The organism is Pseudomonas sp. B7 (assembly GCF_016735645.1).
Classification (GTDB): domain Bacteria; phylum Pseudomonadota; class Gammaproteobacteria; order Pseudomonadales; family Pseudomonadaceae; genus Aquipseudomonas; species Aquipseudomonas glycinae.
This window is the reverse complement of the sequence record NZ_JAERRE010000003.1, coordinates 82945-101119: the sequence shown is the minus strand read 5'-3', so window position 1 is coordinate 101119 and position 18175 is coordinate 82945. Positions and strand designations below refer to the sequence as shown.

The 18175-nt window shown below is 62.6% G+C and carries 21 protein-coding genes; 8 read left to right on the top strand and 13 right to left on the bottom strand.

Going from position 1 to position 18175, the window contains the following annotated elements; all coding sequences use genetic code 11:
• Positions 1-140: 140 nt before the first annotated feature.
• Genes JKA62_RS09080 through JKA62_RS09070 form a run of 3 tightly spaced genes read left to right on the top strand, consistent with a single transcriptional unit; the run spans position 141 to position 2027 of the window.
• The gene (locus JKA62_RS09080; RefSeq protein ID WP_011333566.1) at positions 141-530 is read left to right on the top strand and encodes a hypothetical protein; all 390 of its coding nucleotides are present in this window, start codon (positions 141-143) and stop codon (positions 528-530) included.
• Between the two features lie 15 nt (positions 531-545).
• Positions 546-968: an HD domain-containing protein gene (locus JKA62_RS09075; RefSeq protein ID WP_201817473.1), complete on the top strand. Its 423-nt coding sequence runs from the start codon at positions 546-548 to the stop codon at positions 966-968.
• Positions 969-1007: 39 nt separating this feature from the next.
• Positions 1008-2027 (top strand): AbrB family transcriptional regulator, encoded by a 1020-nt coding sequence (locus tag JKA62_RS09070; RefSeq protein WP_201817472.1) that lies wholly within the window; start codon positions 1008-1010, stop codon positions 2025-2027.
• 18 nt (positions 2028-2045) lie between these two features.
• Here JKA62_RS09070 and yidD read toward each other — a convergent pair whose 3' ends face one another.
• Together yidD and JKA62_RS09060 are read right to left on the bottom strand one after the other, a co-directional pair.
• The gene (gene yidD, locus JKA62_RS09065; protein ID WP_084777083.1) at positions 2046-2249 is read right to left on the bottom strand and encodes a membrane protein insertion efficiency factor YidD; all 204 of its coding nucleotides are present in this window, start codon (positions 2247-2249) and stop codon (positions 2046-2048) included.
• A complete protein-coding gene (locus JKA62_RS09060) occupies positions 2249-2491 on the bottom strand; it encodes a hypothetical protein (protein ID WP_011333569.1) in 243 nt (80 codons plus the stop codon). The genes yidD and JKA62_RS09060 overlap by 1 nt, the downstream gene beginning before the upstream one ends.
• A 169-nt stretch (positions 2492-2660) precedes the next feature.
• Here JKA62_RS09060 and JKA62_RS09055 point away from each other — a divergent pair, with 169 nt between their 5' ends.
• On the top strand, positions 2661-3101 hold the full coding sequence (locus tag JKA62_RS09055) for a YMGG-like glycine zipper-containing protein (protein WP_201817463.1): 441 nt from the start codon (positions 2661-2663) through the stop codon (positions 3099-3101).
• Here JKA62_RS09055 and JKA62_RS09050 read toward each other — a convergent pair.
• Genes JKA62_RS09050 through JKA62_RS09040 form a run of 3 tightly spaced genes read right to left on the bottom strand, consistent with a single transcriptional unit; the run spans position 3086 to position 6744 of the window.
• Positions 3086-4111, bottom strand: coding sequence for a DUF2955 domain-containing protein (locus tag JKA62_RS09050; protein ID WP_201817461.1), 1026 nt, complete (start codon positions 4109-4111; stop codon positions 3086-3088). The genes JKA62_RS09055 and JKA62_RS09050 overlap by 16 nt on opposite strands.
• Positions 4101-5198 carry an HlyD family secretion protein gene (locus JKA62_RS09045; protein WP_011333572.1) on the bottom strand — a complete coding sequence of 366 codons (1098 nt, stop codon included), beginning with the start codon at positions 5196-5198 and terminating at the stop codon, positions 4101-4103. The genes JKA62_RS09050 and JKA62_RS09045 overlap by 11 nt, the downstream gene beginning before the upstream one ends.
• Positions 5191-6744, bottom strand: a complete 1554-nt coding sequence (locus JKA62_RS09040; protein ID WP_201817458.1) for an efflux transporter outer membrane subunit — start codon at positions 6742-6744, stop codon at positions 5191-5193. Before JKA62_RS09040 ends, JKA62_RS09045 begins: the two co-directional genes overlap by 8 nt.
• A 131-nt stretch (positions 6745-6875) precedes the next feature.
• Here JKA62_RS09040 and JKA62_RS09035 point away from each other — a divergent pair, with 131 nt between their 5' ends.
• Positions 6876-7391: a transporter suffix domain-containing protein gene (locus tag JKA62_RS09035; RefSeq protein ID WP_011333574.1), complete on the top strand. Its 516-nt coding sequence runs from the start codon at positions 6876-6878 to the stop codon at positions 7389-7391.
• 268 nt (positions 7392-7659) lie between these two features.
• Entirely contained in the window at positions 7660-8445 is a 786-nt protein-coding gene (locus JKA62_RS09030; protein WP_011333575.1) for a DeoR/GlpR family DNA-binding transcription regulator, read from the top strand.
• A 48-nt stretch (positions 8446-8493) separates the two neighbouring features.
• Here the strand turns inward: JKA62_RS09030 and JKA62_RS09025 are convergent, their stop codons facing one another.
• The 8 genes from JKA62_RS09025 to JKA62_RS08990 form a co-directional block, all read right to left on the bottom strand.
• Complete coding sequence (locus JKA62_RS09025) at positions 8494-9777, bottom strand: NAD(P)/FAD-dependent oxidoreductase (protein WP_011333576.1); 1284 nt, start codon at positions 9775-9777, stop codon at positions 8494-8496.
• Between the two features lie 32 nt (positions 9778-9809).
• Positions 9810-11174 (bottom strand): glutamine synthetase family protein, encoded by a 1365-nt coding sequence (locus tag JKA62_RS09020; protein ID WP_201817449.1) that lies wholly within the window; start codon positions 11172-11174, stop codon positions 9810-9812.
• A gap of 424 nt (positions 11175-11598) precedes the next feature.
• Positions 11599-12942, bottom strand: a complete 1344-nt coding sequence (chrA, locus tag JKA62_RS09015) for a chromate efflux transporter (protein ID WP_201817446.1) — start codon at positions 12940-12942, stop codon at positions 11599-11601.
• Between the two features lie 71 nt (positions 12943-13013).
• The gene (gene moaE / locus JKA62_RS09010) at positions 13014-13475 is read right to left on the bottom strand and encodes a molybdopterin synthase catalytic subunit MoaE (protein ID WP_011333579.1); all 462 of its coding nucleotides are present in this window, start codon (positions 13473-13475) and stop codon (positions 13014-13016) included.
• 3 nt (positions 13476-13478) lie between these two features.
• Positions 13479-13730 (bottom strand): MoaD/ThiS family protein, encoded by a 252-nt coding sequence (locus tag JKA62_RS09005; RefSeq protein WP_007957033.1) that lies wholly within the window; start codon positions 13728-13730, stop codon positions 13479-13481.
• Positions 13727-14212 (bottom strand): cyclic pyranopterin monophosphate synthase MoaC, encoded by a 486-nt coding sequence (gene moaC / locus JKA62_RS09000; RefSeq protein WP_011333580.1) that lies wholly within the window; start codon positions 14210-14212, stop codon positions 13727-13729. Before moaC ends, JKA62_RS09005 begins: the two co-directional genes overlap by 4 nt.
• Positions 14209-15051 (bottom strand): formate dehydrogenase accessory sulfurtransferase FdhD, encoded by an 843-nt coding sequence (gene fdhD / locus JKA62_RS08995; RefSeq protein ID WP_201817444.1) that lies wholly within the window; start codon positions 15049-15051, stop codon positions 14209-14211. Before fdhD ends, moaC begins: the two co-directional genes overlap by 4 nt.
• A gap of 160 nt (positions 15052-15211) precedes the next feature.
• The gene (locus JKA62_RS08990) at positions 15212-16111 is read right to left on the bottom strand and encodes a LysR family transcriptional regulator (protein ID WP_085708636.1); all 900 of its coding nucleotides are present in this window, start codon (positions 16109-16111) and stop codon (positions 15212-15214) included.
• A gap of 298 nt (positions 16112-16409) precedes the next feature.
• Here JKA62_RS08990 and moaB point away from each other — a divergent pair, with 298 nt between their 5' ends.
• Both moaB and JKA62_RS08980 read left to right on the top strand, forming a co-directional pair.
• Complete coding sequence (moaB, locus tag JKA62_RS08985; protein ID WP_201817442.1) at positions 16410-16949, top strand: molybdenum cofactor biosynthesis protein B; 540 nt, start codon at positions 16410-16412, stop codon at positions 16947-16949.
• Positions 16946-18151: a molybdopterin molybdotransferase MoeA gene (locus JKA62_RS08980; protein WP_011333584.1), complete on the top strand. Its 1206-nt coding sequence runs from the start codon at positions 16946-16948 to the stop codon at positions 18149-18151. The genes moaB and JKA62_RS08980 overlap by 4 nt, the downstream gene beginning before the upstream one ends.
• Positions 18152-18175: the final 24 nt, after the last annotated feature.

Here is an 18175-nt window from a genome sequence, read left to right as displayed (position 1 = left end):
CCTGAAACGGATTTCCCGGACCACCCAGTCAAACTTTTCACTTGCCACGCCCGGGCTCATCACCAAAGGTTCCCCCCACCAGCACCACGTCGTAGACTGCGAAACAAGTTGTAACGCCTCTCCCACGGACGGAACCGCGCATGATTCAAATCGGCAGCCGCAACAACGCCCCCACGCCGCAGCACAAAACCCAGGACATCTATATCTTCAGCATCGACCTGTCCCGACCGGCGAAGCCGTTCTGTTTCGAGCAATCGATTGGCGGCGGGCATGTCGAGCAGGGCGGTGCGCGGTGGTTGGCGCTGGATGAGCTGGATGGCTGGCCCGGTGAATGGCGTGAGCATTTGAAGAAGGCCGGATGTGCCTGGGTGGTTGAGTTGATGGACGCTCATTCGGGGGAGAGTCAGGCTGATCTGGTCTCGCTGATCCTCCAGCGCTATGCCGAGCCGGCACAGCCAGCCGGGCGTTTGCAGGCGATTGGGCGCTGGTTCAAGCGCCACTTCTATATTGGCGGCCGGTACGGCGTCTGACCCGAGGAAACCCCCATGACTCAGACTCTGGAACGCGCCATCGCGATTGCCGCCACGGCTCACGCGGGGCAGCTGGACAAGGGCGGTGCGCCGTATATTTTGCATCCGCTGAAGGTCATGTTGCGCATGAGCAGCCTGGAAGAGCGCATCGTCGCGGTGTTGCACGATGTGGTCGAGGACTGCGGCATCAGCCTGGAGGATTTGCGCAAGGAAGGCTTCAGCGAAGCCGTTTTGTCCGCCATCGAAGCGGTGACCAAAGTGCCCGGCGAGTCCTACGAGGACTTCGTCGAGCGCGCGGCGCAGAACCCGATCGGGCGGGTGGTGAAACTGGCGGATCTGGAAGAGAACAGCGACCTGTCGCGGATTGCCTCGCCGAGTTGGGAGGATCTGGAGCGGATCGAAAAATATCGGCGGGCGATTGGACGGCTGCGCGCCTGACTTAACTGAAAAGCACCTTGAATAGCCAGGAAGGCGACCATGAAATCCATTCTGTGTTTGTTGATTGCTGCCGGCTTCGGCGCGCTGTTGCAGTTCGAAGGCGTGCCCCACGGTTTACTGCTGGGCTCGATTCTTGTCACCGCACTTGTCGTCACTAAATTTGGCATCGCACCGGCGACGCCTTATGGTCTGGGTTACATCCAGGTCACGCTGGGTATCGCCACCGGGTTGATGTTCGAAGCGTGGGACAGCGCGACGGTCTCGACGATGTTGCCAAGCCTCGGCGTATTGCTGCTGTGCCTGGCAGTGCAAGTGGCGCTGGCCGCCTGGTGGCTGTCGCGCGGGGCAGGGTGGAATCGCACGGATGCCTTGTTGGCCGTTTATCCGGGTGCGCTGGCGGCGGTGTTCGATTTGCTGGAATCGCATCAGGCGTCGAGCAAGGTGATCATCGTGCACTTGATGCGGCTGCTGCTGATCACGGTGCTGGTGAGTTTGCTGATTCCCGGAACGGCACCGGTTGCCGTGACCGAAATTGATCCCTTGTCCACGGGCATGGCGTTGACCGTGCTGGCAGTGATCGGTTTGAGCGTGGTGGTCGGGCGTTTGCTGCTGGCCGTTGGCGTGCCGGCGCCGTTCATGTTGACGGCAATCATCATCACCGCCGTATTCGTGAAATCAGGATGGCTGCAGGGCTTTCACATGCCGGATTGGAGCCTGAATCTGGCGGCGCTGATTCTGGGTGTGCGGATCGGTTCGCGATTCCAGGGATTGGGCCTCGCGGAACTGGGACGTCATGGCCGCACGGCGCTGGTGTCGGTGGGTTTGATGATTCTGGTCGCGGCGGTTTTTGCATTGGCGGCGGCACGGTTGCTGGGCAGCGATGCGTTGTCGCTGTGGCTCGCCTACATGCCGGGGGCCATCGAAACCATCGCGATTGTGGCGTTCGCCGGCGGGCTGAATGTGGTGTTTATCCTAACTCACCATCTGGCGCGGATGGTGGTGTTGCACTTTGCGCCGGCGTTGTTGGTGCAGGTTCGGCGGGTGAGAGAAGGGGTGTGATCCAGGCTATGCTGGTTTTTACGGATAATCAGTGCCACCGTTTGGATAACGGCATCGACAAATTCGCCGAGCGGTTAGATCGACCCCTTTGAAGAAGCCATATTTCTGAAAGGCCAAAATCGAATAGTTCGAACAGCTAGGTTCGAATCTACATGCCGATCTCAGCCTTTCAGGCGCCATTTTCTGATAGCAACGGATTGCCAATATGGCGATGGGGACCATCATGCAGGCTTGCGTAGGGAAATGACGTAATACTCGGTCAGTACGTTTTTCTTACCCAGCAGCGCATCGAAGCACCCTGGTTTGACAGAAACTCCAATGGTATCGATTCGGTAAAACTCCCAACCGTCTTCTGCGTGGGAGTTCACTACGTTCTGAAGGTAGGCTGCGGCTTCATTCCCACGGTGCTCTTTGGCACGAACTTCAATGTTTGGTGGGACCTGAACCATTTTATATACGTACATCCTTGCTCATCCTTTCCATCGCTGCATTCCGAATGAATGACAGAACCCAACGTTTATACTCAATTTGATATCTCTTGGCCATCACTCGCTCAGCGTTGCTGGATTGGTCGTGAACTACACTCCCAGATTACCCCGCCCCACAGGCAACCCCGCCGCGTCGGAGGTCATCATGTTCCGCCATTCACTGTTCATCGCAGCGTGCCTGTGCGCCACACAGGCCAGCGCTGAATCCGTCGTCCCGCTCAAGGGCCAGACTTCCCAGCAAACCCAGATCGACATCAACGATTGCCATTCGATCGCATCCACCTCAACCACGTCGACACCCCAGGCCGGCGGTCGGTTGAAGGGCGCCGCAGTGGGTGCCGCTGCCGGCGCTACTGCCGCTGAAGTGCGCGGCCGTCAACACGACGAGTTTTACGAAGCCGTGGACGATGACCGCAAGCAGGATTATCGCCAGAGCCGAGCCAAAGAGACGGCTGCCGCCGGTGCGGTGGTCGGCGGTGCACGGCAGCGGCAGGATCGGCGCGAACAGCGGCGGACCGATGCTTCAGCCAGTTCAAGCGCCTACACCGGTTGCCTGCAAGGGCGGGGTTATCAGGTCACGCCCTGACGGCTTTCCCGGTGCGCGACGAGCAGGTGCATCATCACGCCGCTGTAGAGCGTCACCAGAATGAACAACCCCATGCGCACCGCGAAGGCGGTGTAGACGTCTTTGCCCGCTGCACTGTCCTCCACCGACTGGCCGAGCAGGATGATCATGGTGATCAGGGTGTTGAGCCAGAACCCCGGCGTGAGTTGCGTCGGGTGCAGCCGATAGAGTTTGCGCGCCATAAACAGCCCGAACAGCAGCATCCACAGAAAGAACATCCACAGGTGCACGAACAGGCTCAACGCGCACCAGAACAGCACCGCCAGCAGCCCGCCCAATAAGGTCGAGCCGAGCAATTCGCGCCCGGCGTGATGGGTGCGGGTGGTGGTGCTCTGTTGGCCGAGGCTGACGGCTTTGAGGATGATCGGCAGGTAGCTGGCCGGGTCGATCAGCACCAGCAGGAAGGTCGGCAGCACGATCAATGTTGCGCGCATCGCCACGCGGGGCAGGTCTTCGGCGGGCAGGGCGGGAGCGGGTGGTGGCGCGGGGCTGTTGGCCGGTTCCGGGAACAGGACGTGGCTCAGGCCGACGATGACGACGGCCAGCAACAGGCCTTTGACCAGCGCGCCGATCACCGCCATCGCCAGCTCGAATGAGGCGAAACCGGCGGCGGAGATCATGGTCATGCCGATCACCAGAAACGTCATGATCAGCACGTTGCCGCCGCGCAAGCCGTAGGTGAACACCAGAAACAGCCCAATAGCGATCAACAGCACGCCGCACACCGGGTAATAACGCAGCAACGGCACCAGCAACAGGCCGAGGCTGGTGGTGAATGCGGCGACCAACGTCAGCACCAGCGCCATTTTCACCGGCAACGGCCGAGGCATGCTGGCCAGCAGCAACACCGCGAGCACTGGAGACAAAAACGACAGCGGCAAGGCGAGGCCGTAACTGGCGGCGGTGCACAACGCCGTGCCGCAAGCCAGGCGCAAGGCCCGTTGCGCCGGAACGCTGCGCTCAATAGGCATACGACAGCCAACTCATCAACCAGACAAACATCCGCCCGAGTGGATTGAGCAGATTGCCCTCGCTCGGAAACGCCATGACTTCCGCCTGCCCGCCAGCGCGAATCGAACGACTCTCGAACAGGCGCTTTTTCGCCTCTTCGCTGAACTCGATGATCACCGGAAAGCGCTGGGCCGGACGTAGCCAGTCGCGACTGTTCTGGATCGTCGGCAGTGTTCCGGGCGGCGGCGTCTGGCCGACGCTGACACCGTAACCGATGCTGCGTACCCGGCCGTCGAGCACTTCGCCGGGCAGGGCGTCGAGGATGATCGACACCGGCGTGCCGGGCTTGATCCGGCCGAGGTTGTTCTCGGTGAGGTCGGCGCTGATCCACACGTCCTGGATCGTGATCAGGGTCATTACCGGACTGCCGACAGCGGCGAACTGGCCGACGTCGGTGCGCAGGTCGGTGATCAAGCCCGCCGAACGCGCGCCAATGCGGGTGTTGGCCAGATCCAGTTCGGCCTTGGCCAGCGTGGCGGCGGCGCTGAGCAGCTTGGCGTTGGTGTCGGTGTTGCCGCCTTCCTGCTCCTGCGCACGCAGCACTTCGGCCCGGGCGGCGGCGACCTGGCTGACCGCCGCTTCGTGGTTGGCCCGGGACACTTCCAGCAGCCGAACCGAAACGGTGCCCGGATCTTCTTTGTACAAACCTTCCAGCCGTCGATTGTCCTGGCGCGTTTTGAGTTCATTGGCTTGCGCGGCACGCAACGATGCCTGAGCCGACGCGATGCCGGCGGTGCTGGCGCCGACCGTGCGCCGGGTGTTTTCCAGATCGGCGCGGGCCCGGTCGACGGCGATCTGCAGCGGCTGCGGATCGAGCTCGAAGAGAATGTCGCCGGCCTGCACGTCCTGATTGTTGCGCACGTTGACCTTGATCACCCGGCCCGCGACTTCCGCCGCCACCGGAATCACGAACGCGCCGACCCGCGCCTGCTGCGTGTAGGGCGTAAAACGGTCGGCCAGCAGATACCAGACCAGGCTCAGCACAATCACCAGCAGCACCCAGCGGATGCCTTTTTTCGCCGGATCCGGCGGCGCTTCATCACTCATGGCGGTCTACCTGCGAGGGAATCGGATAGGTCGGTCGGGGCGGCGGGGCGCTCAGCAGATCGCCCCAGTCGGTGCGTTGCTGCATCTGCTGTCGGGTCGCTGAATCAATCTGCGGTCCGGCGCTTTGCCAGCCACCACCGACGGCGCGGTACAAAGCGATCAGATTGCTCACGGCGTTGCTGCGGCTGACCAGATAGTTGTCCTGTAGCTCCAGCAATGCGCGCTGGGCATCGAGCACCCGCTGAAAATCCGAATAGCCTTCGCGATATTGGGTGTTGGCCAGCACCAGCGAACGCCGCGCCGCGCCTTCGGCCTCGCCGAGAATACGCTCGCGTTCCAGCGCCTTGGTCAGGCCGCTGGCGGCGTCGTCGGCTTCACGGGCAGCCTGGCGGACTTTGTCGCGATAGGCCTCGATCAGTTGCTGCAACCGCGCATCCTGCACGCGGATGTTGTTGTGGATGCGGCCGTAGTCGAACAGGTTCCAGCGCAGGCTCGGGCCACCGATCAGGTCGAGGCTGCGCGGAGTGGCGCCGAGGGTGTCGCTGGACCAGACGATGCTGCCGAGCAAGGTCAGCGAGGGATAAAGGTCGGTTTCCGCCACGCCGACCAGCGCCGATTGAGCGGCCACGTTCAGCTCCGCCGCGCGCACATCGGGACGGCGCAGCAACAGGTTGGCCGGGACATCCTGCAACACCGCGCGATCCACCAGTGGAATCAGCCCCGGTTGTTCCGCCAGAAACGCCGCGCCACCGGGCGGCTGGCCGACCAGCACCGCCAGCGCGTTGCGGGTACGCAGCAATTGATCTTCGAACGCCGGAATGCTGCTCAGGGTGCCGAGGTATTGGGTCCTGGCCTGTTGCAGGTCGAGTTCGGCGGTCTGGCCGCTGCGAAAGAGTTTTTCGGTGATTTCGAAATTGCGTTTTTGCTGGGCGGCGTTTTCCCGGGCGACCCGCAGCCGGGCTTCGGTGGTGCGCAGGGCAAAGTAGGTGTCGGCCACTTGGGCGCGTAATAGAACGAGGGCGTCTTCGTAGTTGGCCTGGGCGGCGAAGTAGCTGGCGTCGGCGGATTCGATGGCGCGGCTGAAGCGACCCCAGAAATCCAGTTCCCAGCCGACATCGAACGCGGCGCTGTGCTGCCAGAAGTGCAAGTCCTGCGGATTGCTGCCGCCGGACTGGTGGCGGTCGATGTACAGGCTGTCGGCGCTGGCCTGTTGCAGTTGCGGGTAGCGACCGCTGTCGGCGATGCCCAGTTGCGCGCGGGCTTCGAGGACCCGCAGGCCGGCGATCTTCAGGCTGCTGTTGCGGGCTTCGGCGTCGCTGATCAAGCGGTCGAGCACTGGATCGGCAAACACCTGCCACCACTGGCGCAGGTCCGGCACTCTGCCGCGTTCGCTGGCCTGCTCCAGTGCCGGACTTTGCCATTGCTTGCTCCAGTCCTCCGCCGGCGGCTGGAAATCCGGGCCCAGCCGCAGGCAGCCGCCAAGGCTCAGCGCACCGAGCAACAGCAGGTGGCCGGGACGGATCAGCAGGGCTGGCGTTGCAGGCATACCGGGAGGCCCCAGCGGGAAATGTCACTGGAGCATAGACTGCAGATTGCGGGTTGTTGGAAGCAATCAGCTGCTACGCTTTTTCAGGCGAACGCCACCGAACTCCGCCCCGGATAAAAAGGTAGGAAGCCATGGACACTGCTCAAGAACCGCTTGCCCCCACCAGCGCCAGTTGGAGATTCAAGGTCGGCGTGGCAATCATCTGCCTGATGCTCGGTTCGTGGCTGATGGTGCCGATTGCTGCCGCCCTCGACGTGCCGGGCTCGAAAGTCGCGGCGCTGACCGGGGTGTTGTTCATCAGCAATAAAGTGCTGTTGCTGCTGGTGATCGCGGTGATGGGCAAGGCCGGGTTCGCCGAACTCAAGCGCACGATCGGCCACTATATTTCCGGCGTGATTCCGACCCCGGTGGCCGAAGTCAGCCCGATGCGCCACAAGATCGGCGTGGTGATGTTCTGCCTGCCGCTGCTGTCGTCCTTCCTGGAACCGTATTTCGATAACTTCTTCCCGGGCGTACGGCCCAACCTCTGGCAGATGCAGGCGCTGGGCGACTTGATGTTCGTCGGCAGCTTTTTCGTGCTGGGCGGCAATTTCTGGGACAAGGTGCATGCGCTGTTCGTGCGCAAGGCGCGGGTGGTGGCGGAGTGATCGCCGATCGAGCATTGATTTCGATCAGGCATGCCCAAGCGCGATGGCAAACGATACGACGACCATGCAGGCAAATGCGAAATTGAGGTTCATGGGGTATTCATCCTGGTCCTTTTGAAAGTGGGGCCATTCTGCCGGGGTGGGGTGAAAAGAAAAAATTCGGCTTCGTGATTCCAATGATCGAAGCCATTGATACCTGCGTTGTGTTTACCGACCGGCTTGGCTAATCTCGCCAAACCTGCAACGACAAGCACAAACAGGCAAAACCATGCACGATCATTCCGCTTCCGAGCTTCCCTCCCTGCGCCGGCAGAAAATCCTTCTGATCCTCGAACGTGACGGCAAGGTCATGGCGTCCGAGTTGAGCCAGCATTTTGCGGTGTCCGAAGACACCATCCGCCGCGATCTCGCCGAGCTGGACAACGCCGGACTGGTGCAGCGAGTGCACGGCGGCGCGCTGCCGAGGCCCAAGGACACCGGCAAGGATTACTTCACCCGGCTGGACGAGATCGACGAGGTGAAAATCCGTCTGGCGCAATTGGCGGCGCAGCAGGTGCGCAACGGGCAGACGGTGATGTTCGACTCCGGTTCCACCTCGTTGCAGGTGGCGCGTTCGTTGCCCAGGGACATCAGCCTCACGGCGGTCACAGCATCGCCGATGACGGCGATTGCGTTGTCCGAATACCCTGGCATCAAAGTGATTCTGGCGGGCGGGCAGCTCAATCCGAAAACCATGTCCGCCGGCGGTCACGAGGCGCTGCGGCTGCTGTGGGGGATCAAGGCGGATCTGGCGATCACCGGGGTCTGCGCGATTCATCCGGAGGTGGGCATCACCTCGCTGCATTTCGATGAAGTGCCGGTCAAACAGGCGCTGCTCGACTGTGCGACGCGGGTAATTGCCGTGACCACGGCGGATAAGCTCGGCGCGGTGGAGCCGTTTGTGGTGGCGCCGTGCGAGCGCTTGCACACGCTGATCACCGAACGGCATGTGGCGTCGGGGAGTGTCGAGGATTATCGGCGGTTGGGGATTGAGGTGGAGCAGTTGCCCGACTGAGGTTTTGCGGCAAAAAAGACCCCATCACTGGCGATGGGGCCTGTTCGATCAGCGCAGTTTTTCCAGCATCTGGTAGTACCACATGCCGGCCGCCAGCATCGGATTCCCCAGCAGATCGCCCATCGGCACGCGAATGTGCGAGCACGCGGCAAACGTGTCGAACTGCTGCATCTGCCCGGTGATCGCCCGGCTCATGATTTCACCCATGATGTGGGTCGTAGCGATGCCGTGGCCGGAGTAGCCCTGGCAATACCAGACGTTGTCCGAGAGCTTGCCCAGTTGCGGGATGCGGTTGATGACGATGCCCATCGCGCAGCTCCACTGGTAATCGATCTTCACCCCTTTGAGCGCCGGGAAAGTCTGTTCGATGCACGGCCGCAGTTCGCCGGCGATGTCCCGTGAGTCCTTGCCGCTGTAGTTGGCGCCGCCGCCGAACAGCAGGCGACCGTCGGCGGTGAGGCGGTAGTAATCGAGGACGAAGCGGCAGTCGTAAACGGCGAGGTCTTCAGGGTTGATCTGTCTGGCCAGATCGCCCAATGGTTCGGTGGTGACGATGCCGCCCATGGCCGGGAAGATCTTGCCCTTGAGCTGGCCCGGCTCGAGCTTGTGGTAGACGTCGCCGGCCAGCAGCACCTGATTGGCGTCGATCCGGCCGTGGGTGGTGCGCACGCCGGGGCTGTCGCCGTGAATGATCTCCAGCACTTCGCTGTTTTCGAAGATCAGCGCGCCGTTGCTTTCCGCCGCTCGCGCTTCACCGATGCACAGGTTGAGCGGGTGCAGGTGCATGTTGCGAGTGTTTTTGATTGCGCCGTGATAGAGCTCGCTTTGCAGCAGGTCGCGCACCTGGCTGCGATCGAGCAGGCTGACTTCATCACCCATGCCGCGACGCACGGCTTCGTCGTAATCGCTGCGCAAACCGGCCATGTGGCTCGGCTTGTAGGCGGCGTGCAAATGGCCGTGCTTGAGGTCGCAATCGATCGCGTATTTCTCGACGCGCTGTTTGATGATTTCGTGCCCACGCCAGCGCAGGTGCCAGATAAAGTCATCGACCTCGTCGCCCAAGGTGTTGCGCATTTGTTTGCGCATCGCGCCGTCGCCGGACAGGCTGCCGGTGACCTGCCCGCCATTGCGCCCGGTGGCGCCCCAGCCGATCTTGTGGCTTTCGACGATGGCGACTTTCAGGCCTTTCTCGGCCAGCTCGACGGCGGTGGCGACGCCGGTGAAACCGCCACCGATGATCACCACATCGACCTTGTGCCGACCTTGCAGGGTCGGGTAGTCAGTGTCGCGGTTGAGGGTCGCGGTGTAGTAGGAATTGCTGCGTTCAGTCATGTCGGTATCCAGGGCAAGAAGAGGAAAAAGGATCAGGCTTCGGTCAGATACCAGCGCCAGTCCTGCTCACCCACTTCAGCCATGAACTGCCGGTATTCCGCGCGTTTCACCGCCAGATACACCCCGAGGAATTCCTGCCCCAGCGCATCCCGCGCCCACACCGAGTTTTCCAGTGCCGTGAGCGAGGTCAGCCAATCGGTCGGCAGCAGCTCTTTCGCCTGCGCGTAGCCGTTGCCTTCCACCGGCTCGCCCGGATCGATGTCGTCTTTTATCCCGCGATGAATGCCCGCAAGGATCGCCGCCGCTGCCAGATACGGGTTGGCATCGGCGCCGCAGATGCGGTGTTCGATGTGCCGGGTGTTGGCCGGGCCGCCGGGCACGCGCAGGCTGACGGTGCGGTTGTCGACGCCCCAGGTCGGCGCCAGTGGCGCGTAACTGTTGGCCTGGAAGCGACGGTAGGAGTTGGCGTTCGGGCAGAACAGCAGCAGCGAATCGAGCAGGGAAGCGAGCATCCCGCCAATCGCCGTGCGCAACAGCGGGGTGCCGGCCGGGTCCTCGGAGGCAAACAGATTGCGTCCCTCGGCATCGGCGAGGCTGACGTGCATGTGCATGCCGGTGCCAGCCAGGTGATCGAACGGCTTGGCCATGAACGTCGCCTGCATCCCGTGCTTGTGCGCCACGGCTTTGACCAGTCGTTTGTAGCGCACGGCCTGGTCCATCGCCTCCAGTGCATCGCCGTGTTCGAGGGTAATTTCCACCTGGCCCGGCGCGTATTCCGAGATCGCCGTGCGCGCCGGAATGCCGTGCAGTTTGCAGGCGCTGTAGAGATCGGCGAGGAACGGTTCGATCTGTTCCAGCTCACGCAAACCGTAGACCTGCGTGTGTCTCGGTCGACCACCGTCGGCATCCAGCGCCGGTTGCGGGCGACCGTTGTGATCGCGTTTGGCGTCGAGCAGATAGAACTCCAGCTCGCAGGCCATTACCGGGTGGTAACCCTCGGCTTTCAAGCGGTCGATGATCTTGATCAACAGGTGACGCGGGTCGGCAATGCTCGCCGGCATGCCTTGTTCCGGATGCATGCTGACCTGCACCGCAGCAGTCGGAATCTGCCGCCACGGCAGGCGTACCAGACTGCCTTCCAGCGGGTAGGCGCGGCAGTCGATGTCGCCGACGTCCCACACCAGACCGGAGTTCTCCACGTCTTCGCCGTGCACCGTCAGGCCGAGGATGGTGCTTGGCAGCGGGCGGCCACTTTCGTATACGGCGAGCAGTTCTTCGCGGTGCAACAGCTTGCCGCGGGGCACGCCGTTGGCGTCGAGGATGAACAGCTCGATCATGTCGATGTCGGGGTTGTGCTCGAGAAAGCTGCGGGCGTCTTCAATGGCTGCGAATTTCATAATCAATCACTCACGATGGCGCCGCACAGGCGCGCAGATTCGGGCCGGACGCAGCGCGGCAAAAGGCGCGGGCGTCCTGGCAGGGATATCGAAAAAAGAGGGGGAGCTGTCGCGATTTTTTACCGGCGCGATCAGACGGGCAGGCAGATATCCGGCGGGCGTGCGGAGTGACGCAGCTTGGAGCGGCTCAGGGCCATGGGGAGATTGACGATGCGATTCATGCGCGGCCCCTGTGAAGGAGGGCGCACAGTACAGAGACGTTCAACGATTCTGATTGTTGGAGTGACGTGCTCATGACGCGTGTTTCCGTTGGCGGAAAACGTCGGCGGCGGGAGTGTCCCGCCATGCCGGTGTGGCTGGATAGTAAGGGGGAATCCCCGGACAAGTAAACGCCTGTTTCCGGGAGCTGTCGCGGGCCCCCGGTTCAGCGCAGCAGGTAAAACCCCAGCCCGACGAGGGCGCAAACGATCAACACCTCGATTACCCCGCGCTTGAAAAAGAACAGGGCGACGGCGGCAGCCAGGGCCAGCAGGATCGAGAAAACGTCCGGTTGCCCGGCGAATCCATTGGGCCAGAACACGTGCCAAGCAAAGAAACACGCCAGATTGAGGATCACCCCGACCACCGCTGCGGTGATCGCGGTCAGTGGCGCAGTGAATTTCAGTTCGTTGTGCGTCGACTCCACCAACGGCCCACCGGCGAGGATGAACAGGAACGAGGGCAGGAAAGTGAACCAGGTCACCAGTGTCGCCGCCAGCGCGCCGGCGGCGAATGCGTGTTCCGGGCCGAATGTCGGTTGCACGTAAGCGCCGACGAACCCGACAAACGCCACCACCATGATCAGCGGTCCCGGCGTGGTTTCGCCCAAGGCCAGGCCGTCGATCATCTGCGTCGGCGTCAGCCAGCCGTAATGCCCGACCGCGCCCTGATACACGTAAGGCAGCACGGCGTAGGCGCCGCCGAAGGTGAGCAATGCCGCTTTGGTGAAGAACCAGCCCATCTGCGTAAAGGTGCCGTCCCAACCGAACAACGTGGTCAGCAGTGCCATGGGCAGACACCACAGCAGCGCACCGATCAGCGCCAGACGCAGCAGCCTTGGCAAGTTGAACTGCGCATGTTCGGGCGGCGGTGTGTCGTCATCGATCAGCGCCGGGCCGAAGGACTTTTCGCTGCCGCGATGGCCGCCGTTGCTGAAGCGCTGCGGCGCCCAGCGTCCGCCAAAATAGCCGATCAGTGCTGCGCCGAGCACGATCAGCGGGAACGGCAGGTTGAAGGCAAAAATCGCCACGAACGCTGCCCCGGCAATCGCCCATAGCCAGCTGTTTTTCAAGGCTCGCGAACCGATGCGATGGGCCGCGTGCAACACAATCGCGGTCACCGCCGGTTTGATCCCGTAAAACACCCCGGCTACCGCCGGCACGTCGCCAAGCGCAATATAAATCCAGGAAAGAGCGATCAGGATCAGCAGCGAAGGCAACACAAACAACGCCCCGGCCAGCACGCCGCCAGGGGTGCGATGCAGCAGCCAGCCGATGTAGGTCGCCAGTTGCTGGGCCTCCGGGCCGGGCAGCAACATGCAGTAGTTGAGCGCATGCAGGAAGCGCCGCTCGGAGATCCAGCGCCGGCGCTCCACCAGTTCCTGATGCATGATCGCGATCTGCCCGGCGGGGCCGCCGAAGCCGATGCAGCCGAGTTTCAGCCAGAAGGGCCAGGCCTGGCGCAGGCTGATGGGTTGAGGGCGATGCAAATCCTTTGGTGTTTGGCTCAAGTGTGGCTCCACGTTCGAATCGGCGGGAGCTGCTATCTAATCAGGCTTTTGTCGCATTCGACAGTACCCGGTCAGGCATGCGCCAGACTCCAGCGAAACGCCGCATTCCGATCACTCTCCCGCGCCTCGACCCAATGCGAACCCTCTGGCGTGGTCTCACGTTTCCAGAACGGCGCGTGGGTCTTCAGCACATCCATGATGAACGCACAGGCCTGGAACGCCGCATGCCGATGCTTGCTGCTGACGCCAACAAACACGATCGGTTCGGTCACCGACAACGCACCGACCCGATGCACAATCTCCACCGCCAGCAACGGCCAGCGCTCGCGAGCCTGTTCGGCTATCTGCTCCAGAGCCTTCTCGGTCATGCCCGGATAGTGCTCCAGAAACAGCTCGGTCACCGACTGCCCGACGTTCAGATCCCGCACATAACCAATGAAATTCACCACCGCGCCCACCCGTGGATTGCGCGCATGCAGGTCGGCAATCAACTGACCGGCATCGAAGCCTTTACGCTGGACTCGAACACCCATGTCTCAACCCCCCGTGACCGGCGGGAAAAACGCAATCTCGTCGAAGTCCTCAATGGCCTGATCCGGCTGACACAGCTCCTGATTCACCGCGCACATCAGGTTGCCGGCACCGAGCACTTCACGCCAGACATCGCCGCGCTGCATCAGCATTTGCCGCACATCTTCGACACAAGCGAGGGTGTCGCTGGCCGGAATCTTTTCACCGCCCAGATTGAGCCGGTCACGGTAGCTGGCGAAGTAGTTGATCAGAATCATTGCGGGTTCTCCCATTGAAAGTGGCCGGAGCGGCCGCCCTGTTTGCTCAGCAGGCGGATGTCGCCGATAACCATCGCCCGGTCCACCGCCTTGCACATGTCGTAGATGGTCAGCGCGGCGACGCTGGCGGCGGTCAGGGCCTCGAGTTCGACCCCGGTCTGGCCGGTGAGGCGGCAGGTGCTGGTGATCTGCACGCGATCCGGTTCACAGGCCTTGAGTTCGACGTGGATAGAGCTGAGCAACAGCGCATGGCACAGCGGAATCAGCTCGTGGGTGCGCTTGGCGGCCTGAATCCCGGCGATCCGCGCCACGGCGAACACATCGCCCTTGGGGTGGCCGTTGGACTGGATCATTTGCAGGGTTTGCGGACGCATCTGCACCCAGGCCTGGGCAGTGGCTTCGCGGCGGGTCGCGGCTTTGTCGCTGACGTCGACCATGTTGGCGCGGCCCTGATCGTCGAGGTGGGTGAGGGTGTTGCTCATGCGGTGGGCTCCTGGATCGGGCTGTAGATTCGCGGGGCGTTGTGGTGCGGGACGTGGATCAGGTTCAGGCGGTGCTTGAGCGCCCAGCGCACCGTAAGTGCAGTAGGGGCGGACAGGCTGACGAGGGTGCCGAGGCGTGCGCGCACGGCTTTGTGGATCAGTTCGAGGCTGCAACGGCTGGTGACCACGACGAAGCCCTGGCGCGCATCGAGACCTTCGAACTGCAAGGCGCCGATCAGCTTGTCGAGGGCGTTGTGGCGGCCGATGTCTTCGCGGCACAACAGCGCTTTGCCGTCGGCGTCGAAGTACAGCGCCGCGTGCAGGGCACCGCTGCTGCGTGCCAGTTGCTGGGCCTGCTCGATGCGCTGGCGGATGCCGTTGAAATGCGCGGCCGGTGGCAACGGTGTCGGGGTCAGGATCTCCAGTTGCGGCAGCGCCTGCTCAAGGGCTTCCACGCCGCAGAGGCCGCAGCCGCTGGTGCCCGCCATCTGCCGGCGATGATCCTTCAGAGCCCAGAACGCGCGGCTGGAAATCTGCACGTCGGCCTGGCAGGCCTGGTCGAAATGGGTCAGGCGGATGTCGTGGATATCGTCGAGGCGGTCGACAATGGCGTTGCTGAGGCTGAAGCCGCGAATGAAGTCCTCGATGTTGCCCGGCGAGACCATCATCACCGCCTGATTCAGTCCGTTGTAGCTGATGGCCAGGGCGATTTCCGCCGCCAGCGCCGCGTGGGACACCGGCGCGTCGTCGAGGTATTCGCGGTAGGCCACTTGCGCCGGTTGTGGCGCGGGGGCGTTGGCGTCGCCCGGTTCGATGAGTTGTTCAACTTGGCACAGCATCTTGAAAAGTCCCCGAAGCGCTGAAGTGGGTTCAGGCTACGGGGCAGGGAAAAGTGCGTCCAATCGCTTGTTCCGATGCAGTGATTGGATTGGTCGATGACCGCAGGCGGACCTGAAGTCGTTGCACCGAAGTGCAACGTTTCAGGCAACTTGGGGAGGGTTAAACGGCGGGCGCCTCGATCCCGAACATCTTGCGCGCCTCGGCAAAACACTTCTCGGCGATCGCCGAGCGCGGTTCGGTCTTGCGCATCACCAGCCCCAGGGGCGCGAGCACGCTGGCATCCGGCAGGTTGATGAAGGCCAGGTGTTCGATCGGCTCTTCCAGACCGCTGTCCAGCGGCATGATCGAGCAGCAGAAGCCTTGGTGAATCGCCTGCAGCAGTTGGTAGGTCGAGTCGCTTTCCATGATCGGCTGCGGATTGAGTCCGCGACTGCGGAAACTCAGGTCGATGGATTTGCGGTAGTGCATGCCGGTGGTGATCATCCCCAGCGGCAGTTCGGCGGCGTCCTCCCAGCTCATTTCCGGGCCTTCGAAATGGAAGTGACGGGTGTCGTAGAGCAGGCCGACGCGGGTTTCGCCAATCTCGAAGAACTCGAAATAGTTCGGGTTGACGTGGTCCAGATAACACACGCCCAAGTCCAGCTGATTGTTACCCAGACCTTCGATGATCTCGTCCGAACTCAGCGACGACAGGCTGTATTTCAGCTCGGGAAATATCCCTGACAAACCCTGAATGTAATTCACCGGATTGAAGTTGCTCAGCGGCACCAGCCCCAGGCGCAGGCTACCCACCAGTTGTCCGCGGCAGGCCGCCGCTTCGGCAAACAACCCGTCATGGGCAGCCAGCAACGTGCGGGCCCAGGCCAGGACGCGCTCGCCGGCCTGGGTGAAACCTTCGAAGCGCTGGCCGCGATTGACCAGCACCAGATCCAGCTCGTCTTCCAGATTGCGCAGGCGCATCGACAGGGTCGGCTGGGTGATGTGACAGCGCGCGGCGGCCTGGCCGAAGTGGCGGGTTTCGTCCAGCGCGATCAGAAACTTGAGTTGTTTGATGTCCACGACGGCACCTGCTCGATTGAGAATTTTGATTGAGTATTGACGCAGATGCGTACGGCGCACGGAAAGCGCAGGGAGCGACGATCCCACTGAGGGATTTTTTCGTCCAATCGGCAGTGTTTACGAGCCTATCGAGGGTTTCGATGACCCCCGGTTTTATTGGCTCGGACAGCGGTCGAGGGGCTGAAAAAATTCACCGATAGAGCAGGTCGATAGTGTGGTTGGCCAGAGTGATTAGACAGTCCTCACAAGCGGCACTTAGGCTCGTCATCCATTGAATTGACGACGGCCGGAGAGTGCCATGAGTGTTAAATCGGATGCCTTGTTCGTTCCCCTGAATATTGCCGTGCTGACGGTCAGCGATACCCGCGATTACGCCAATGACACCTCCGGCCAGTTGCTGGTCAGCCGTCTGCTGGAGGCCGGCCACACCCTGAGCGAGCGCAACTTGCTCAAGGACGACCTGTACAAGATCCGCGCCCAGGTCGCGCACTGGATCGCCGACGACAACATTCAAGTGGTGCTGATCACCGGCGGCACCGGTTTCACCGGCCGCGACAGCACCCCGGAAGCCGTGGCCTGCCTGCTGGACAAGCAGATCGACGGTTTTGGCGAACTGTTCCGCGCCATCTCGATTCTCGACATCGGCACCTCGACCGTACAAAGCCGTGCGCTGGCGGGCTTGTCCAACGGCACGCTGGTGTGCTGCCTGCCGGGCTCCACTGGCGCTTGCCGCACCGCGTGGGAAGGCATCCTCGCCGAACAACTGGATAACCGTCATCGCCCTTGCAACTTCGTTCCGCACCTCAAACCGGTGCAAGCCTGCGGGCCGCGCGGATGAGCAAGCCGGGGTTGATGCCGGTCGAGGACGCCCTCGACCAACTGTTGGCGATGGCCGATGAACAACGTCTACCGGACAGCGAATCGGTGCCGCTCAATGAAGCGCGCGGGCGCGTGCTGGCCAGCGATCTGGTCGCCACACTCGATCTGCCGCCGTGGCCGAACAGCGCCATGGACGGTTATGCCTTGAACCTCCCCGACCTGCATCGCCAGCCGTTGAGCGTGTCACAGCGGGTCTACGCCGGGATGGCGCCGGACGCCTTGCTGCCCGGCACCTGCGCACGGATTTTCACGGGTGCGCCGTTGCCGCCCGGTGCCAATTGCGTGGAGATGCAGGAAAACGTCGAGGTGCTCGAAGACGGCCGCGTACGTTTCCTGCAACCGCTTAAGGCCGGCCAGAACATCCGCGCCCAGGGCCAGGAGAACCGCGTCGGCGACACCTTGCTGCGCGCCGGCAAACGCCTCGGCCCGTTCGAACTGGCCGTCGCCGCCGGGCAGGGCATGACTCATTTGCCGTTGGTGCGTCGTCCGCGCGTGGCGTTGCTGTCGACCGGTGATGAGCTGGTGGAACCTGGCCAGCCGCTGCGTCCCGGCAGCATCTACAACAGCAACCGCACCTTGCTCGACCACTGGTTGCGCGAACTGGGTTGCGAAGTGATCGACGCCGGGATTCTGCCCGATCGCCCGGCGCAGACCCGGCTCAAACTCGAGCAACTGCAAGTGGCGGCCGATCTGATTCTGACCACCGGCGGCGTGTCTGCCGGCGATGCCGACTGCCTCGGCCAAGTGCTGCGCGACAACGGCAAACCGCTGCTGTGGAAACTCGCGATCAAGCCCGGTAAACCGCTGACGGTCGGGCATTTCGGCTCGGTGCCGGTGATCGGCCTGCCGGGCAATCCGACCTCGGCGCTGGTGACCTTCGGCCTGCTGGCGCGCCCGTACCTGCTGCGCATTCAAGGCGTGGAAGAGGTGATGCCGCTGAGCTTCACGGTCAACGCCGGCTTCGATTGGCCGAAGCCCGGCAGCCGTCGCGAATACCTGCGGGTACGCCTGGAGGGCGGGCAGGCGGCGCTGTATCCGAACCAGAGTTCCGGGGTTCTGCTCGGCGCGACCTGGGCCGACGGATTGGTGGAAATCCCCGAGAACAGCACCTTGCAGAGGGGGGCTCCGCTGCGTTTCATTCCGTTCAGCGAGCTGTTCTGAGCGCGATCAACAATCTGTCGAAGA

Bases quoted from the DNA above. Each gene is read 5' to 3' on its own strand.
- JKA62_RS09050 (WP_201817461.1), bottom strand. From the start codon at position 4,111: ATGCCTATTGAGCGCAGCGTTCCGGCGCAACGGGCCTTGCGCCTGGCT.
- JKA62_RS09020 (WP_201817449.1), bottom strand. From the start codon at position 11,174: ATGAAATTCGCAGCCATTGAAGACGCCCGCAGCTTTCTCGAGCACAAC.
- JKA62_RS09070 (WP_201817472.1), top strand. From the start codon at position 1,008: ATGAAATCCATTCTGTGTTTGTTGATTGCTGCCGGCTTCGGCGCGCTG.
- yidD (WP_084777083.1), bottom strand. From the start codon at position 2,249: ATGGTCCCCATCGCCATATTGGCAATCCGTTGCTATCAGAAAATGGCG.
- JKA62_RS09060 (WP_011333569.1), bottom strand. From the start codon at position 2,491: ATGTACGTATATAAAATGGTTCAGGTCCCACCAAACATTGAAGTTCGT.
- JKA62_RS09055 (WP_201817463.1), top strand. From the start codon at position 2,661: ATGTTCCGCCATTCACTGTTCATCGCAGCGTGCCTGTGCGCCACACAG.
- moaB (WP_201817442.1), top strand. From the start codon at position 16,410: ATGAGTGTTAAATCGGATGCCTTGTTCGTTCCCCTGAATATTGCCGTG.
- JKA62_RS09080 (WP_011333566.1), top strand. From the start codon at position 141: ATGATTCAAATCGGCAGCCGCAACAACGCCCCCACGCCGCAGCACAAA.
- JKA62_RS09005 (WP_007957033.1), bottom strand. From the start codon at position 13,730: ATGATTCTGATCAACTACTTCGCCAGCTACCGTGACCGGCTCAATCTG.
- moaE (WP_011333579.1), bottom strand. From the start codon at position 13,475: ATGGGTGTTCGAGTCCAGCGTAAAGGCTTCGATGCCGGTCAGTTGATT.
- fdhD (WP_201817444.1), bottom strand. From the start codon at position 15,051: ATGCTGTGCCAAGTTGAACAACTCATCGAACCGGGCGACGCCAACGCC.
- JKA62_RS09030 (WP_011333575.1), top strand. From the start codon at position 7,660: ATGCACGATCATTCCGCTTCCGAGCTTCCCTCCCTGCGCCGGCAGAAA.
- JKA62_RS09075 (WP_201817473.1), top strand. From the start codon at position 546: ATGACTCAGACTCTGGAACGCGCCATCGCGATTGCCGCCACGGCTCAC.
- JKA62_RS08980 (WP_011333584.1), top strand. From the start codon at position 16,946: ATGAGCAAGCCGGGGTTGATGCCGGTCGAGGACGCCCTCGACCAACTG.
- JKA62_RS09045 (WP_011333572.1), bottom strand. From the start codon at position 5,198: ATGAGTGATGAAGCGCCGCCGGATCCGGCGAAAAAAGGCATCCGCTGG.
- JKA62_RS09025 (WP_011333576.1), bottom strand. From the start codon at position 9,777: ATGACTGAACGCAGCAATTCCTACTACACCGCGACCCTCAACCGCGAC.
- JKA62_RS09040 (WP_201817458.1), bottom strand. From the start codon at position 6,744: ATGCCTGCAACGCCAGCCCTGCTGATCCGTCCCGGCCACCTGCTGTTG.
- JKA62_RS09035 (WP_011333574.1), top strand. From the start codon at position 6,876: ATGGACACTGCTCAAGAACCGCTTGCCCCCACCAGCGCCAGTTGGAGA.
- moaC (WP_011333580.1), bottom strand. From the start codon at position 14,212: ATGAGCAACACCCTCACCCACCTCGACGATCAGGGCCGCGCCAACATG.